Origin of the sequence: Mycolicibacter longobardus (assembly GCF_002102265.1) — a bacterium.
GTDB lineage: Bacteria > Actinomycetota > Actinomycetes > Mycobacteriales > Mycobacteriaceae > Mycobacterium > Mycobacterium longobardum.
The window spans coordinates 40,023-54,914 of sequence record NZ_LQPG01000057.1 but is presented as its reverse complement, the minus strand read 5'-3'; the positions used below and the strand labels follow the sequence as shown (position 1 = coordinate 54,914).

Below are 14,892 nucleotides of genomic sequence, written 5' to 3'. Positions count from 1 at the left end.
CCACTGGACCAGCTCTTCGGATCGGTCACGACCGGGCCTGCTTCGCGGTCGAATCTACGCCGGTGACCACCGGTCAGCAACGGTTGATTTCTCCGATGATTTCGGCCTGAGTTCAGCTGCTCTCGGCCATCGCCCAGTACGCCCCGCGGCGGGCCAGCAACTCGGTGTGGGTGCCCTGCTCGACGATCCGGCCGGCCTGCATCACCAGGATCAGGTCGGCGTCGCGGATCGTCGAAAGCCGGTGGGCGATAATGAAACTCGTACGATCCCGGCGCAGTTCCCGCATCGCCTTCTGGATCAGCAGCTCGGTGCGGGTGTCCACCGAACTGGTCGCCTCGTCCAGGATGAGCAGCTGCGGCCGGGCCAGGAATGCCCGGGCGATGGTGATCAGCTGCTTCTCGCCGGCACTGATCGCGGCGCCGTCGTCGTTGACCCGGGTGGCGTAGCCGGCCGGTAGGGCCCGCACGAACGCGTCGGCATGCGCGGCGCGGGCAGCCTCGACGATCTCGTCTTCGGTGGCGTCGGGCCGGCCATAGCCGATGTTCTCGGCGATGGTTCCGGTGAACAGCCAGGTGTCCTGCAGCACCATCCCGATCGACGAGCGCAGCGCGTGGCGGTCCACGCCGGTGATGTCGACGCCGTCGATCAGGATCTGCCCGCGGTCCACGTCGTAGAACCGCATCAAAAGATTGACCAGGGTGGTCTTTCCCGCCCCGGTCGGGCCGACGATCGCCACCGTGCTGCCCGGCGCCACGTCCAGCGACAGCTCCTCGAGCACCGGCACACCGGGTCGGTAGCCGAAGCTGACATCGCGGAACTCCACTCGCCCGCCGGAGCCGTCAAGTGACTCAAAAGACAGAGCCGCTGTCGGGGCAGCTGGTTCCTCGGGCTCGTCGAGGAACTCGAACACCCGCTCGGCGCTGGCGGCCCCGGACTGCAGGGCGTTGAACATCGCCGCCAGGTTCCCCAGCGGCTGGTTGAACTGGCGAACGTAGGCGATGAACGCCTGGACGCTGCCCAGGGTGATCTGCCCGGTGGCCAACTGGAATCCGCCGATCACGGCCACCGCGACATAGCCCAGGTTGGCAACCAGCCCGGTCGCCGGTGCCACCAACCCGGAGAAGAACTGAGCGCCGAACCCGGCCCGGTACAACTCGTCGTTGCAGTCATCGAAACGCTGCTGCGCCCAGTCCCGGCGACCGAACGTCCGCACCAGTGTGAAACCGCTGTAGGTCTCCTCCAGGTGGGCGTTGAGCCGCCCGGTGGCTGCCCACTGCGCGGCGAACAGCCGTTGCGAGCGCCGGGTGATCGCGCGCACGGCCAGCAGCGACACCGGCACCCCGGCCAGCGTGATCGCGGCCAGCAGCGGCGAGATGGACAGCATCATCGCCAGCACCACCAGCACGGTCAGCACCGAGGAGAACAGTTGACTGACCGTCATCGAGACCGACGTCGCGGTGTTGTCGACGTCGTTGGTGAGCCGGCTCAGCAGCTCACCGCGCCGAGAAGTGTCGAAGTAGCGCAGCGGCAGCCGGTGCACCTTGTCCTCGACATCGCGGCGCAACGCCCGCATGGTGCGCTGCAGGATCTTGTTGAGCAGCCGGGCCTGGGTCCAGACCATCAGTGCGGCAACCAGATACAGTCCCATCGCCAACGTCAGGGTGTGCGCCACGGCGGTGAAGTCGATGCCGGCGCCGGGCACCACGTCCATTCCCGACAGCATGTCGGCGTAGGTGCCCTGGCCCGCAGCACGGGCGGCGTCGACAGCCTGCTGCTTGCTCATCCCGGCCGGCAGACCGCGGCCGATGATCCCGTTGAACACCAGATCGGTGGCATGCCCCAGGATGCGCGGTCCCGCCACGCCGATCGCGATGCCGCCCAGCGACAGGCAGACGACCGCCGCGATCAACCTGCGCTGCGGGCCCATCCGGCGGGCCAGGCGCAGCGCGGTCGCCGAGAAGTTCCCCACTGGTGCGGCCGGGGCCGGCGGCGTCACGGCGGGCCACCTACCCCGGCGGAAACCGACTGGGATTCGGCGAATTCGGCGTAGGTGGGGCAGTCGGACAGCAACTGCTGGTGCGTGCCTGCGCCGACGACGCGGCCGTCGTCGATGACGATCACCTGATCGGCCTGGGTGACCGTCGAGATGCGCTGCGCCACGATGATCACCGTCGCGTCGGCGGCCACCTTCCGCAGCGCCGCGCGCACGGCAGCGTCGGTACGGGTGTCCAACGCGGAGAACGCGTCGTCGAACAGGTAGATCGGTGGCCGGCGGATCACCGCCCGCGCGATCGCCAGCCGTTGCCGCTGTCCGCCGGACAGATTGATCCCGCCCTGGGCCACCGGCATCGCCAGCCCGTCGGAGTGGGCCGCCACGAAATCGTCGGCGGCGGCCACCCGCAGCGCCTCCCACATCTGCTCGTCGCTGACCGTCACCCCTGCCGGGGCGCCGTAGCGCAGGTTGTCGGCAACGGTGCCGGAGAACAGGTAGCCGCGCTGCGGCACCAGCCCGATGCCCGACCACAGTGCCTCCGGGTCGCGGTCGCGCACGTCCACGCCGTCGATGAGCACCGCGCCGTCGGTCACGTCACGCAGCCGGCAGATCAGCGACACCAGGGTCGACTTTCCCGATCCGGTGGAACCGACCACCGCGGTGGTGCTGCCGGGCAGTGCGGTCAGCGAAACGTCCTGCAGCACCGAGCGGTCGGCGCCGGGATAGCGGAAGCCGACGCCGGTCAGCCGGACCTCGCCCGTGTTTGACACCGGTGACACCGGGTTCAGCGGGGCGCTGACGGCCGGCTCGGTGGACAGCACCTCGGAGATCCGCTCGGCGCATACCGAGGCACGCGGCAGGATCGCCAGGACCATGGTGGCCATCAGCACGGCCATCAGGATCTGCATGAAATAGGACAGGAACGCGATCAGCGACCCGACCTGCATCTGCCCGGCGTCGATGCGCAGTCCGCCGAACCAGATCAGCGCGACGCTGGAGGCGTTGATGATCAGCGTGGTGGCCGGCAGCATCAGCGCCTGCAGGTTGCCGACGGTCAGCGACGCGTCCTGCAATGCCGCGTTGGCCTGGGCGAACCGGTCGCGCTCGTGTGCTTCACGGGCGAACGCACGGATCACCCGGATCCCGGTGAGCTGATCGCGCAGCACCCGGCTGATGTTGTCGATCAGCATCTGCATGCGGCGGAACAGCGGCAGCATGCGTGCCACGATCAGGTAGTTGGCCAGCGCCAGCGCCGGCACGCTGACCGCCAGCAGCCAGGCCAGCCCGGCGTCCTGGTGCACCGCCATCAGCACCCCGCCGACGCCCATGATCGGTGCGGCGACCAGCACGGTGGCGCTCAACTGCACCACCAGTTGGATCTGACGGACGTCGTTGATGGTGCGGATCAACAGGGTCGGCGTTCCGAACCGGGTGGTCTCGCGTTCGGAGAACCGGATCACCTGGGTGAACACCGCGCGGCGCAGGTCGCGGCCGAAGCCGGTCCCGGTGCGCGCCCCGAAGTAGACGGCGGCGACGGCGCACAGCACCTGCAGGCCGGTGACGGCGAGCATCACCGCGCCGAGCCGGGTGATGACCGCGGTGTCGCCGCGGACCACTCCGTCGTCGATGATCGAGGCGTTGAGGGTCGGCAGGTACAGCGAGGCCAGCGTGCTGATCAGCTGCAGCGTCATCACCGCGGCGACCGGCCGGCGATACGGCCTGATGTAGCAGCGCAGCAGCGCCAGAAGCATGGGCTTACTGTCGCACACCCGTGCGGTCCCGGCGCTGCTGTGGCGACACACGGCGACACAAATCATCAGGTCAACCCGTGTGTCGTGGTTGAGCGGCGATGGTGCCGCTACAGTGCATCCTGTGCGGCTCAAACTGACGGTCCCGGCCCTGGTGGTCGCCACCGTGATCCCGATGGTCGCCGGATGTTCCGACTCCGGCTCGACCGAAGCTCAGTCCGGCCAGTCGTCGGCGCCGAATTCCGAGCAGAGCAACCACGGCCCGTCGTTCCCGCAGTGCGGCGGCGTCAGCGATGAGACCGTCACCAACCTGACCAGGGTGTCCGGGCTGGTCAACACCGCTCAGAACTCGGTGGGCTGCCAGTGGCTGGCCCGCGGCGGGATCATGGGCCCACACTTCTCCTTCTCCTGGTATCGCGGCAGTCCCATCGGGCGCGAGCGCAAGACCGAGGAGGTGTCACGGACTTCCGTGGAGGACATCAACATCGACGGCCACAGCGGTTTCATCGCTATCGGCACCGCACCGACCATGGGCGACAACCTGTGCGAGGTCGGCATCCAGTTCAAGGATGACTTCATCGAGTGGTCGGTGAGTTTCGCCCAGAAGCCGTTCCCCGACCCGTGCGACGTCGCCAAAGAGCTGACTCGCCAGTCGATTGCGAACGCCAAATGAACCGCCGGATTCTGGCCAGTGCCGTCGCGGTGTTGGCGGTACTGATCAGCTTGACCGGCTGCTCGCGTGAGGTGGGCGGCACCGCGGTCAAGGCGGGCGCGGGGGACACGCAGCGCAACAACAACTCCGAGCGGCAGTATCCGAACCTGCTCAAGGAGTGCGAGGTGCTGACCACGGACATCTTGGCCAAGACGGTGGGGGCTGACCCGCTGGACATCCAGAGCACCTTCGTCGGCGCCATCTGTCGCTGGCAGGCCGCCAACCCCGCCGGGCTGATCGACATCACCCGGTTCTGGTTCGAGCAGGGCAGCCTGGACAACGAGCGCAAGGTGGCCGAGTTCCTGCAGTATCAGATCGAGAACAAGACCATTGTGGGTGTGCCCTCGATCGTGATGCGGCCTGCCGACCCCAACGGCTCGTGCGGGGTGGCCAGTGACGCCGCCGGAGTGGTGGGCTGGTGGGTCAACCCGCAGGCCCCCGGGATCGACGCGTGCGAGCAGGCCCTCAAGCTGATGGAACTCACGCTAGCGACGAATTCCTGAGTCTCCAGTCGAACTGAGTAGTTCATCCTCGGCGTGCGATATGAAAGCCGACCAGCGCCGCGCTGCCGAGTTCGAGGTGCTCCCAGCGGCCTTTCGCCTGCAGCAACGCCAGCGACGACGTCGGGAACTTCAACGAAATCTGCTCGGCTGCAGCCTGGTTGGTTCCCTCGGCGCCGGCCAGGCCGAGGGCTACCAGTGACATCGCGGGTTCGTGTCCGATCACCAGCAGTGTGCGAACATCGTCCTGAACCTCGTTGATCGCGGCGATGACCGTTCCCGGTGCGGCATCGTAGAGCTGTGGCAGGTAACTGACCGGCGCGTCGATTCCGGCGCACTCCAAGGTGTTCCGGGTTCGGGTCGCCGTCGAGCACAGCACCTGGTCGATACCGGGCGCGTTGGTGCGCAACCAGTCCCCGGCCAGCCCGGCTTCCCGGATGCCGCGTGGCGCCAACGGCCGGTCGTGATCGGCCACGCCCGGCGGATAGTCCGACTTCGCGTGCCGCAACAGGATGAGGGTGCGGTGAGAGCTCACCCGTTCCAGGGTAGGTGGCTCGGATGCGCCATCGTTCTGAAATTCCTCGCACCCTGCTACCCGCGATGCTGAAGTGCCGGGTGTGACGCACGGGGTCGGACCGTGGATCGTGCGCCCGGACCTGCCGATCAAGGTCCGCGGTCTTGTCGGTGGCCGGCCATACACTCGCGATGCCCGGCCGGCAGCCGGTGGAAAGGACAGGACCGACATGCGATTCGTGCACACCGCCGACTGGCAGCTCGGCATGACCCGGCACTTCCTGTCCGGTGACGCCCAGCCGCGCTACTCGGGGGCCCGGCGCGATGCGGTGGCCGGGCTGGGAACCTTGGCGGCCGAGGCGGGGGCGGAGTTCGTCGTCGTCGCCGGCGACGCGTTCGAGGACAACCAGCTCGCCCCGGAGATCATCAGCCAGTCTCTGGAGGCCATGCGCACCATCGGGATCCCGGTCTACCTGCTGCCCGGAAACCACGATCCGCTGGATGCTGCGTCGGTCTACACCAGCGCGTTGTTCACCGCCGAATGCCCCGACAATGTCGTGGTGCTCGACGCCGCCGGGGTGCACCGGGTACGCCCGGGCCTTGAGATCGTCGCCGCGCCGTGGCGGTCCAAGCGCCCCACCGGCGATCTGGCGGCCGCCGTGCTTGACGGTTTGCCCGCGGACGGCACCACCCGGATCCTGGTCGCCCACGGCGGCATCGACGTCCTCGACCCCGATACGAGCAACCCGGCGCTGATCCGACTGACAGCACTTGAGGACGCGCTGTCTCGCGGCGTGATCCACTACGTCGCCTTGGGGGACAAGCACTCTCGCACCCAGGTGGGGGCAACGGGTCGGATCTGGTACTCCGGTTCACCCGAGGTCACCAACTTTGACGACATCGAGTCCGACCCGGGCCACGTGCTGGTCGTCGACATCGATGAGGCCGACGGCGCGGTCAGCGTCGACTCCCGGCACATCGGCCGATGGCGCTTCCTGACGCTGCAGCGCCAACTCGACACCGATCGTGACGTCGCCGATCTGGACATCAACCTCGACCAACTGCCGGACAAAGGACGCACCGTGGTCCGGCTGGCGCTGACGGGTTCGCTCAGTGTCACCGACCGGGCCGCGCTGGACGCCTGCCTGGACCGATACTCGCGGTTGTTCGCCTGGGTGGGCACCTGGAAACGCCACACCGACCTGGTGGTGGTCCCCGTCGACGGCGAGTTCACCGACCTCGGGATCGGCGGTTTCGCGGCCGACGCCGTTGCGGAGTTGGTCGCCACGGCACGCGGCGGCGACACCGGCGTCGCAGACGACGCCCACGCCGCGCTGGCGCTGCTGCTGCGGCTCGTCGATCGAGGTGCGGCATGAGGTTGCACCGGTTGGTCTTGACCAACTATCGCGGTGTGGCGCACCGGGAGATCGACTTCCCCGATCACGGCGTGGTGGTGGTGTCCGGCGCCAATGAGATCGGAAAGTCCTCGATGATCGAGGCGCTGGACCTCTTGCTGGAGTCCAAGGACCGCTCCGCCAAGAAGGATGTCAAACAGGTCAAGCCGACCCACGCCGACGTCGGCGCTGAGGTCACCGCTGAAATCAGCACCGGCCCTTACCGTTTCGTCTATCACAAGCGGTTCCACAAGGCGCCTCGGACACAGCTGACGGTGCTGGAGCCGCGTCGTGAGCAGCTCACCGGGGATGAGGCGCATGAACGGGTTCGCGCCATGCTGGATGAGACCATGGACACCGGACTGTGGCAGGCCCAGCGGGTGCTGCAGGCGGCGTCGACCGCGGCGGTGGATCTTTCCGGATGCGATGCGCTGTCCCGGGCGCTCGATGTCGCCGCCGGTGACACCGTCACCCTCAGCGGAACCGAACCCATTCTCGTCGAACGGATCGACGCCGAATACGCGCGCTACTTCACCGCGACCGGACGTCCCACGGGGGAGTGGGCGGCCGCCATCTCCGCGCTGGCCGACGCCGAGGCAGAGGTCGCGCGCTGCGCCGAGCTGCTCGCCGAGGTCGAGGAACGAGTGGCCCGGCACGCCGGGCTGTCCGAGCAGTTGGCCCGGTTGACCGAGGATCAGGTTGCCGCTGATGCCCGGCACAGCGCCGCGCAGGTCGCCGGCGCCACCATCGCGGCCCTGCGGGACCAACTGCGCGACGCACAGCTGGTGGCCGCTGCCGCCGAAGCCACCGGTGCCGCAGCCGAATCCGGCCACACCTACAGGCAGCGGCTGCTCGGTGACCTCGAATCCCGGACGGCCACGGTTGGCCTGCTGGACAACGAGATTGCCGAAGCCACTCAGGCGCAGGTCGGCGCGGATGCCGACGTCACGGCTGCCGAGCTCGAGGCATCCGAGGCTGCCCGGGCACTGGCCTCCGCCACCGAGCGCGCCGCGACCACGCGCCGTCTCGTCGAGCAGCTGGCAGCACGGGAGGAGGCGGACCGGCTGGCCGCCCGCCTCGCCCGCATCGACGCCACCGAGGGCGAGCTCGCGCAGGTGTCGGCAGAGCTGGCGGAGATCATCGTGACCGAGTCGGCGCTGCGCCGGATCGAGGACGCGGCAGCCGCCGTCGACCGGACCCAGGCGTCACTGGCTGCGATCTCGGCGACTCTGGAATTCACCGCGGCCGCCGACATCGATCTCCTGATCGCCGGCGAGCACACCCGGTTGCCGGCCGGCCAGAGCTGGTCGGCGTCCGTCACCGACAGCACCGAGGTGCAGGTGCCCGGCCTGCTGAGCGTACGGGTCAGGCCGGGGGACAGTGCACGGGAGGCCCACACCAAACACGTTGCGGCACAATCTGAACTTGCCGACGCCCTGGCGGCGGCCGGCGTGGATGATCTGGCGCAGGCGCGCCGTTCCGACCAGCGGCGCCGCGAACTCCAGGGCGGCCGTGACCAATTGACCGCCGCCCTGGCGGCGTTGCGTGGCGACGATGACGTCGAGGCGCTGCGCGCCCGGTTGACGCAGCTGCGCGGCGAACACGGCGAGGTTGCCGCCGGGATCACACCCGAGGGTGCCCGCGCCGAACGGGACGCGGCCGACGCACTGCGCACCCAGGCCGATGCCGACTGCGAGACTCGTCGCCGGGCCGTCTCCGAGGCCGCAGCCCGCCGCACCGAGGCCGCCACCCGGGTGACGCTGCTCCGCGACCAAGCGGCGACGCAGCGGATCGAGCTGGAGGCCATCACCCAGCGCCTGACCGAACAGCGGGCGGCGGTCAGCGACGAAGATCTGGCCACCGCCGTCGAATCGAACCGGCAAGCGTTGCGGATCGCGCAACAGCGCGTCACCGAGCTGTCCGAACAGCTGGACGCCGCGACACCCGACGCCGTCGATGCCGAACTCGTCGCAGCCGAGGCAGCGGCACAGGCATTGCACCTCCGGCACGCCGAGACCGCCCGGGCGCTGCACGAGGTGGAGGTCGAGCTCGGTGTCTTCGGCACCCAGGGCCGCCGGGGCCAGCTGGACGCCGCACAGATCGCGCGGGAACACGCCGCGGCCGAACATGATCGAATCGGTCGGAGAGCTCGCGCGGCGTCCCTGTTGCGTTCCACGATCATCCGTCACCGCGACGACACCCGTCGGCGCTATGTCGAACCGTTCCGTGTCGAGATCCAGCGGCTCGGCGCTCACGTGTTCGGCGCCGACTTCGAAGTCGAGGTCGACACCGACCTCAAGATCTGCGCCCGCACCCTCGGTGGCCGCACCGTGCCGTATGAGTCATTGTCCGGTGGCGCCAAGGAACAGCTGGGCATCCTGACCCGGTTGGCCGGGGCAGCCCTGGTCGCGAAGGAGGACAGCGTCCCGGTGGTGATCGATGACGCCCTCGGCTTCACCGACCCGGAGCGGCTGGAGAAGATGGGCGCGGTCTTCGATGCCGTCGGCGCTCAGGGCCAGGTGATCGTGCTGACCTGCAGCCCGGACCGCTACCGCAGCGTCACCGATGCGCACCGCATCGACCTGAGCGCCTGATCACCCCTTCATGAACCCGATCGCGGTGTAGTCCAGATCGGCCAGGCCCGGCGCCCCGAAGTTCGCCAGCGAACTGCGCACCGCCACGTTGCCCGTGGTCTGGATCAGCGGCAGGCTGAAACCTTCTTCCCACAACAGCGTGTCGACTTCGTTCGCCCGCGCCCGCGCCACGGCCGGGTCCAGGGCTTCCAGCGTCTCCTCGATCTTCGCGTCGATCTCCGGGCTGCCGATCTTGCCGAAGTTCGCCTCGCCGTAGGAGGCGGAGATCTGGTTCAGTCCCGCCAACGGGAAAGCGTCACCCACCCAACTGAATTGGGCGATGTCGAAGTCGCCGACGTTGACGTAGTCGGTGAAGAAGCCACCGCCGGCCTTGGCGTCCAGCTGCAGTTTGACCCCGATCTGCGCCAGGTTGTGCTGGGCCACCTGGGCGAACTGTCGGGTGCTGGAGGCGTCGTAGAACAGGTGCCGGATCACCAAGGGGCGGCCGTCCTTCTCCCGGAACTTCCCGTGCAGTTTCCAGCCGAGTTCGTCGAGTTCGCGCGCGGCGCGGTCCGGGTCGTAGGCCACCACCGTGCTGTTGTCCTGGTAGCCCTCCTGGCCGGCGACGTAGATGTGGTTGTTCAGCGCCACCGGGTCGGCGGTCAGACCGCGCTGGGTGACCTTGGCGATGGTGGTCCGGTCGATGCCGCGCATGACCGCCAGCCGCAACGCCTTGTCGGACAGGATCGCGCCCGGCGCCCCGTTGAAGGTGAAGTGGTTCCAGGCCGGGGTCGGCGCCCGGCGGATCGCGATGCCCTCGGTGCGCCGCGCGATCGTCAACTGATCCAGGGTGCCCACCCCGGTGGCGTCGATGGTGTGGTTCTGCAGCGCCGGCATCCGGGCGGCATCGTCGAGCACCAGGTAGGTGATGGTGTCCAGCTTCGCCCGTCTGCCCCACCAGGCGGGGTTGCGGGTCAAGGTGATTCGCTGGCTGGTGCGGTCCAGGGTGGACAGCACGAACGGTCCGGCCGAGGGGCCCGGCCTGCTCAGCTGGGCCTTGTTGAAGGTCTCCGGGTCGCCGGTCATGCTGGCCGGCAACAGCATCGAGTTGCCGGCGAACATGCCCCGCCACTCCGCGTAGGGTTTGGCGAACCGCATCACGGCCTGCCGGTCGTCCGCGCCGCGGGTCACCGAGGCGACCCGTTCAGCGCCGTTGGTGGTCGCGATCGCGAATCCGCTGTCGGCGCCGCTGGTGGCATGGATCTGGCTGGCGATGTCCTTCCAGGTGATCGGAGTTCCGTCGCTCCACACCGCCTTGGGATTGATCGTGTAGGTGACCACTTGGGGGTTGGTGCCGGTCAGTTCCACGCTGGTGAAGTAGTCGGTGTCCACCGTCGCCGAACCGTCCGGCCCGATGATGAACGCCCGCGGCATCATGGCCTTGAGCATGGCGGCGTTCTCGGCCAGGTTGCCGTCGATGTGCAAGGGGTTGAAGTTCGGCGGGAACTGCATCATGGACAGGCGCAGGTTTCCGCCGTCGCGCAGCGTCTCCGGGTCCTGCGGGTTGATGTCGCTGACGGTGCCGACGGCGGCCGCACCCTCCGGGGCGGTGATATCGACGGCCTCGCAACTGCTCAGGGCCAGCACCAGCGTCACGAGTGTCGCCACCCCGTTGACTCTGCGTCCAGGGCGGTCCCTTCTCGCACAACGTCGCCGTGAGCGCAGAGTCAACGCTGTGGTCATGAGTTCACCACCGGCTGGGGCACCGCGGCCAGCAGTCGCCGGGTGTAGTCGTGTTGCGGGTCGCGGAAAACCTGGTCCGCCTCGCCCTGTTCGACGATCTCTCCGGCGAACATCACCGCCACCCGGTGCGCCAGGTGTTTGACCACTGAGAGGTCATGCGACACGAACAGATAGGACAGCCCGAGTTGCTGCTGCAGATCCAGCAGCAGGTTGATGATCCCGGCCTGGATCGACACATCGAGGGCGGACACCGGTTCATCCAGTGCCAGGATCTTCGGCTCCAACGCCAGGGCCCGGGCGATCCCGATCCGCTGCTTCTGCCCGCCGGAGAACTCCGCCGGATACCGCGGTGCGTCAGCGCGGCGCAGCCCCACCAGCTCCAGCAAGTCGGCGACCCGGCTGTTGGTTGACGCCTTGTCGGAGCCGTTGGCGCGCAATGGTTCCGCCAACAGCTCGAAGACCGGCAGCCGGGGGTCCAGGGAGGCCACCGGATCCTGGAACACCACCTGAAGGTCCCGCCGCAGGGCGCGGCGGCCATCTCGCTTCAAGGTCGCGACATCGGCGCCGAGCACCTCGATGGAACCCGACTGCGGCGCAGCCAGTTCCAGGATCTGGTGCAGGGTGGTGGATTTGCCCGAGCCGGATTCGCCCACGATCCCGAGCGTGCGACCCTGCTGCAACTCGAAGCTCACACCAGAAACGGCCCGCACCTCACCGACCCGCCGCCGCAACACCCCCTTGGTCAACGGGTAGGTCTTGACCAGATCGCGGACCCGCAACACGGTCGGCGAATCAGCCGGCGGGGCAGTGGTGACATCGGTGCGCACGTGATAGATCTCAGCGGCGCTGCGTCCGGTCACCTGGTCGGTGTGAATGCACGCCGCCGAGTGGTCCGCCCCGACGCCTAGCAGCGCGGGCTCGCGGACCCGGCAGTCATCGTCGGCCAGCGGGCAGCGCGGTGAGAACGGACAGCCCGGATCGACTCCGGCCGTCAAAGACGGTGGTGCGCCCGGTATCGGTACCAACCGGGTGCCCTGCTCGGCGTCCAGGCGCGGCACCGAGCCCAAAAGCCCGACGGTGTAGGGCATCAGCCGATCCCGATACAACACCCCGACCGGCGCAGCCTCCACCACCCGGCCGGCGTACATCACCAGCGCCCGGTCGGCGAACTCGGCCACCACCCCGAGGTCGTGGGTGATGATCAGCACCCCGGCACCGGTGACGTCGCGCGCGGTCTTGAGGACGTCGAGGATCTGGGCCTGCACCGTGACGTCCAGCGCGGTGGTGGGTTCGTCGCAGATCAGCAGGTCGGGGTCGCAGGCGATGGCGATGGCGATCACCACCCGCTGACGTTCCCCGCCGGACAGCTCGTGCGGAAAGGCGCGTGCCCGTTGCTCGGGGCGGCTGATTCCGACCAACTCCAACAGCTCCACCGCGCGCCGGCGTGCCGCGGCGCGGCCAACCCGGGGCTGGTGCACCTCGATGGCCTCGGCGATCTGATCGCCCACGGTGTACACCGGGGTCAACGCCGACATCGGGTCCTGGAAGACCATCCCGATCGAGGCCCCGCGGAACTGCGACATCGCGGTGTCGCCCAGGCCGATCAGCTGCGTGCCGTTCAGCCGCACCGACCCGGACACCTGCGCGTACTCGGGCAACAGCCCCATCACGGCCATGGCCGCCGCGGACTTCCCCGAGCCCGATTCGCCGACCATGGCCACGACTTCGCCGGCGTCCACCCGATAGCTGACGCCGCGCACCGCATGCACCGCATCAGCCCCGGCGCCGAACGTCACGGCCAGGTCGGAGACTTCCAGCAGGGCGCTCATCGGCGGCTCCGCAGCGTGGCGGCATCGGGGTCCAGCGCGTCGCGCAGGCCGTCACCGGCGAGGTTGGCGCAGACCAGGATCGTGATCAGCACCCCGGCCGGAAACAGGAACACCCACGGAAAGGTGATGGCCGAGGCCGTGCCGTCGGCGATCAGGGTGCCCAGCGAGACGTCGGGGGGCTGGATACCGAAACCCAGGAAGCTCAAGCCGGTTTCGGCCAGGATCGCCACCGCGACGTTGAGTGCGGTGTCGATGATCAGGATGGAGGCCACGTTCGGCACGATGTGGTCGATGATGATGCGCCGGCTGGAGACACCCATATATCTTGCGGCCCGGATGAATTCACGCTCCCGCAGGCTCATCGTCAGCCCTCGCACCATGCGGGCGCTGATCATCCAGCTGAACCCGGCCAGCAGCAGCACCAGCAGCGCGATGTTGCCGCTGTTCTTGGTGCGCGGGGTGATGATCGCGATCAGGATGAACGCCGGCACCACCAGCAGCAGATCCACCAGCCACATCAGCACCCGGTCACGCCACCCGCCGAAGTACCCGGAGATCGCCCCCACCGTCGCGGCGATCGCCGTGGAGATCACCGCCACGCACACCCCGATCAGCATCGACTTCTGCATGCCGCGCAGGATCTGCGCCAGCAGGTCCTGGCCCAAAGCGTTGGTGCCCAACCAGTGTCGAGCGCCCGGCGGCACCAGCAGCGCGTCATAGTCCAGATCTGTGTAGGAGTAGGGCAGCAGGGCCGGCAGCGTGTAGCAGCCGACGAACATCACCGCCAGCAGCGCCAGTGCGCCCACCGCCGTGCGGCTGCGCAGGAATCGGCGCAGCACCAGGGTGCGCCGGGAGGCGAACTCGACCTCGGTGCCGGTAGCCGTCATGACACCCGCACCCTCGGGTCCAGCATCGCGTAGATGACATCGGAGAGCAGCCCGGCCAGCAGCACCACGGCGCCGGAGAACACCGTGATCGCCGCGACGATATTGGTGTCCTGGGTCGCCACCCCCTGCACCACCCATTCGCCCATGCCGTGCCAGCCGAAGATCTTCTCCACGAACACCGCGCCGGTGACCAACCCGGCCACCCCGTAGGCGAACAGCGTCGCCATCGGGATCAGCGCGGTGCGCAACCCGTGTTTGAACAGGGCACGCCGCCGCGTCAGGCCCTTGGCGCGGGCAGTGCGGATGAAGTCCTGGCCCAGCACGTCGAGCATCGCGTTGCGCTGGTAGCGGCTGAAACTGGCGGCCGCACCCAGCGCCAGCGTCAGCGACGGCAGCACCAAATGCTGCAGACGATCAGCCAACCCGGGCCAGAAGCCGGTGACCAGCCCGGGGGAGGTCTCCCCGGTGTAGTCGAAGACCTGCATGCCCAGCGCCCAGTTGACCCGCAACGCGCCCAGGATCACCAGGTTGGCCAGCACGAAGGTGGGCACCGAGAGCACCAGCAGGGCCGCCAGCGTGATGACCCGGTCGGAGAGCCGGTACTGGCGCACCGCGCCCCACGCCCCGGCCACCACGCCGATGACGGTGCCGGCCAGCGAGCCGACGACCAGCAGGCGCAGGCTGACCCCGATGCGCCGGCCCAGCTCGCTGGAGACCGGTTGGCCGGTGACGGTGACGCCGAAGTCGCCGCGCACCGCGTGCGAGGCCCAGTGCGCGTAACGCAGCGGAATCGGCTTGTCCAGGCCGAGTTCGGCGGCCTTGGCGTCGATCACGGCCTGGGGGGGACGCGGGTTGCGCTGCATCAGGCTGTCCAGCGGGGCGAACGCCAGCGAGGTGAGGCAGAACGTCAGAAACGATGCGAGGCCCAGCAGCACCAGGTAGTTCAGCGCCCGGCCGGCCAGAAACCGCATCATGGCCCAAAGGGTAGAGGTCTCCCGCG

The 14,892-nt window shown here is 68.6% G+C and carries 11 protein-coding genes; 4 read left to right on the top strand and 7 right to left on the bottom strand.

Annotation, left to right across the window (positions count from 1 at the left end; genetic code table 11):
- Positions 1 to 112: 112 nt before the first annotated feature.
- Positions 113 to 1,996 carry an ABC transporter ATP-binding protein gene (locus AWC16_RS22695; RefSeq protein WP_085266976.1) on the bottom strand — a complete coding sequence of 628 codons (1,884 nt, stop codon included), beginning with the start codon at positions 1,994 to 1,996 and terminating at the stop codon, positions 113 to 115.
- The gene (locus tag AWC16_RS22690; RefSeq protein WP_085266975.1) at positions 1,993 to 3,744 is read right to left on the bottom strand and encodes an ABC transporter ATP-binding protein; all 1,752 of its coding nucleotides are present in this window, start codon (positions 3,742 to 3,744) and stop codon (positions 1,993 to 1,995) included. The genes AWC16_RS22695 and AWC16_RS22690 overlap by 4 nt, the downstream gene beginning before the upstream one ends.
- A 172-nt stretch (positions 3,745 to 3,916) precedes the next feature.
- Here AWC16_RS22690 and AWC16_RS22685 point away from each other — a divergent pair, with 172 nt between their 5' ends.
- Together AWC16_RS22685 and AWC16_RS22680 are read left to right on the top strand one after the other, a co-directional pair.
- Positions 3,917 to 4,414 (top strand): DUF3558 domain-containing protein, encoded by a 498-nt coding sequence (locus AWC16_RS22685; protein WP_109561553.1) that lies wholly within the window; start codon positions 3,917 to 3,919, stop codon positions 4,412 to 4,414.
- The gene (locus AWC16_RS22680; protein ID WP_085266973.1) at positions 4,411 to 4,956 is read left to right on the top strand and encodes a DUF3558 domain-containing protein; all 546 of its coding nucleotides are present in this window, start codon (positions 4,411 to 4,413) and stop codon (positions 4,954 to 4,956) included. Before AWC16_RS22685 ends, AWC16_RS22680 begins: the two co-directional genes overlap by 4 nt.
- Positions 4,957 to 4,978: 22 nt before the next feature.
- Here the strand turns inward: AWC16_RS22680 and AWC16_RS22675 are convergent, their stop codons facing one another.
- Positions 4,979 to 5,488, bottom strand: coding sequence for a SixA phosphatase family protein (locus AWC16_RS22675; protein WP_234812394.1), 510 nt, complete (start codon positions 5,486 to 5,488; stop codon positions 4,979 to 4,981).
- A 208-nt stretch (positions 5,489 to 5,696) separates the two neighbouring features.
- Here AWC16_RS22675 and AWC16_RS22670 point away from each other — a divergent pair, with 208 nt between their 5' ends.
- Positions 5,697 to 6,842 (top strand): metallophosphoesterase family protein, encoded by a 1,146-nt coding sequence (locus AWC16_RS22670; protein ID WP_085266971.1) that lies wholly within the window; start codon positions 5,697 to 5,699, stop codon positions 6,840 to 6,842.
- Entirely contained in the window at positions 6,839 to 9,454 is a 2,616-nt protein-coding gene (locus AWC16_RS22665; RefSeq protein ID WP_085266970.1) for an AAA family ATPase, read from the top strand. Before AWC16_RS22670 ends, AWC16_RS22665 begins: the two co-directional genes overlap by 4 nt.
- Here the strand turns inward: AWC16_RS22665 and AWC16_RS22660 are convergent, their stop codons facing one another.
- Genes AWC16_RS22660 through AWC16_RS22645 form a run of 4 tightly spaced genes read right to left on the bottom strand, consistent with a single transcriptional unit; the run spans position 9,455 to position 14,866 of the window.
- Positions 9,455 to 11,176, bottom strand: a complete 1,722-nt coding sequence (locus AWC16_RS22660; RefSeq protein ID WP_234812393.1) for an ABC transporter family substrate-binding protein — start codon at positions 11,174 to 11,176, stop codon at positions 9,455 to 9,457.
- Positions 11,173 to 13,005 carry a dipeptide ABC transporter ATP-binding protein gene (locus tag AWC16_RS22655; RefSeq protein WP_085266968.1) on the bottom strand — a complete coding sequence of 611 codons (1,833 nt, stop codon included), beginning with the start codon at positions 13,003 to 13,005 and terminating at the stop codon, positions 11,173 to 11,175. Before AWC16_RS22655 ends, AWC16_RS22660 begins: the two co-directional genes overlap by 4 nt.
- Positions 13,002 to 13,892, bottom strand: coding sequence for an ABC transporter permease (locus AWC16_RS22650; RefSeq protein ID WP_085266967.1), 891 nt, complete (start codon positions 13,890 to 13,892; stop codon positions 13,002 to 13,004). The genes AWC16_RS22655 and AWC16_RS22650 overlap by 4 nt, the downstream gene beginning before the upstream one ends.
- The gene (locus AWC16_RS22645; RefSeq protein ID WP_085266966.1) at positions 13,889 to 14,866 is read right to left on the bottom strand and encodes an ABC transporter permease; all 978 of its coding nucleotides are present in this window, start codon (positions 14,864 to 14,866) and stop codon (positions 13,889 to 13,891) included. The genes AWC16_RS22650 and AWC16_RS22645 overlap by 4 nt, the downstream gene beginning before the upstream one ends.
- Positions 14,867 to 14,892: the final 26 nt, after the last annotated feature.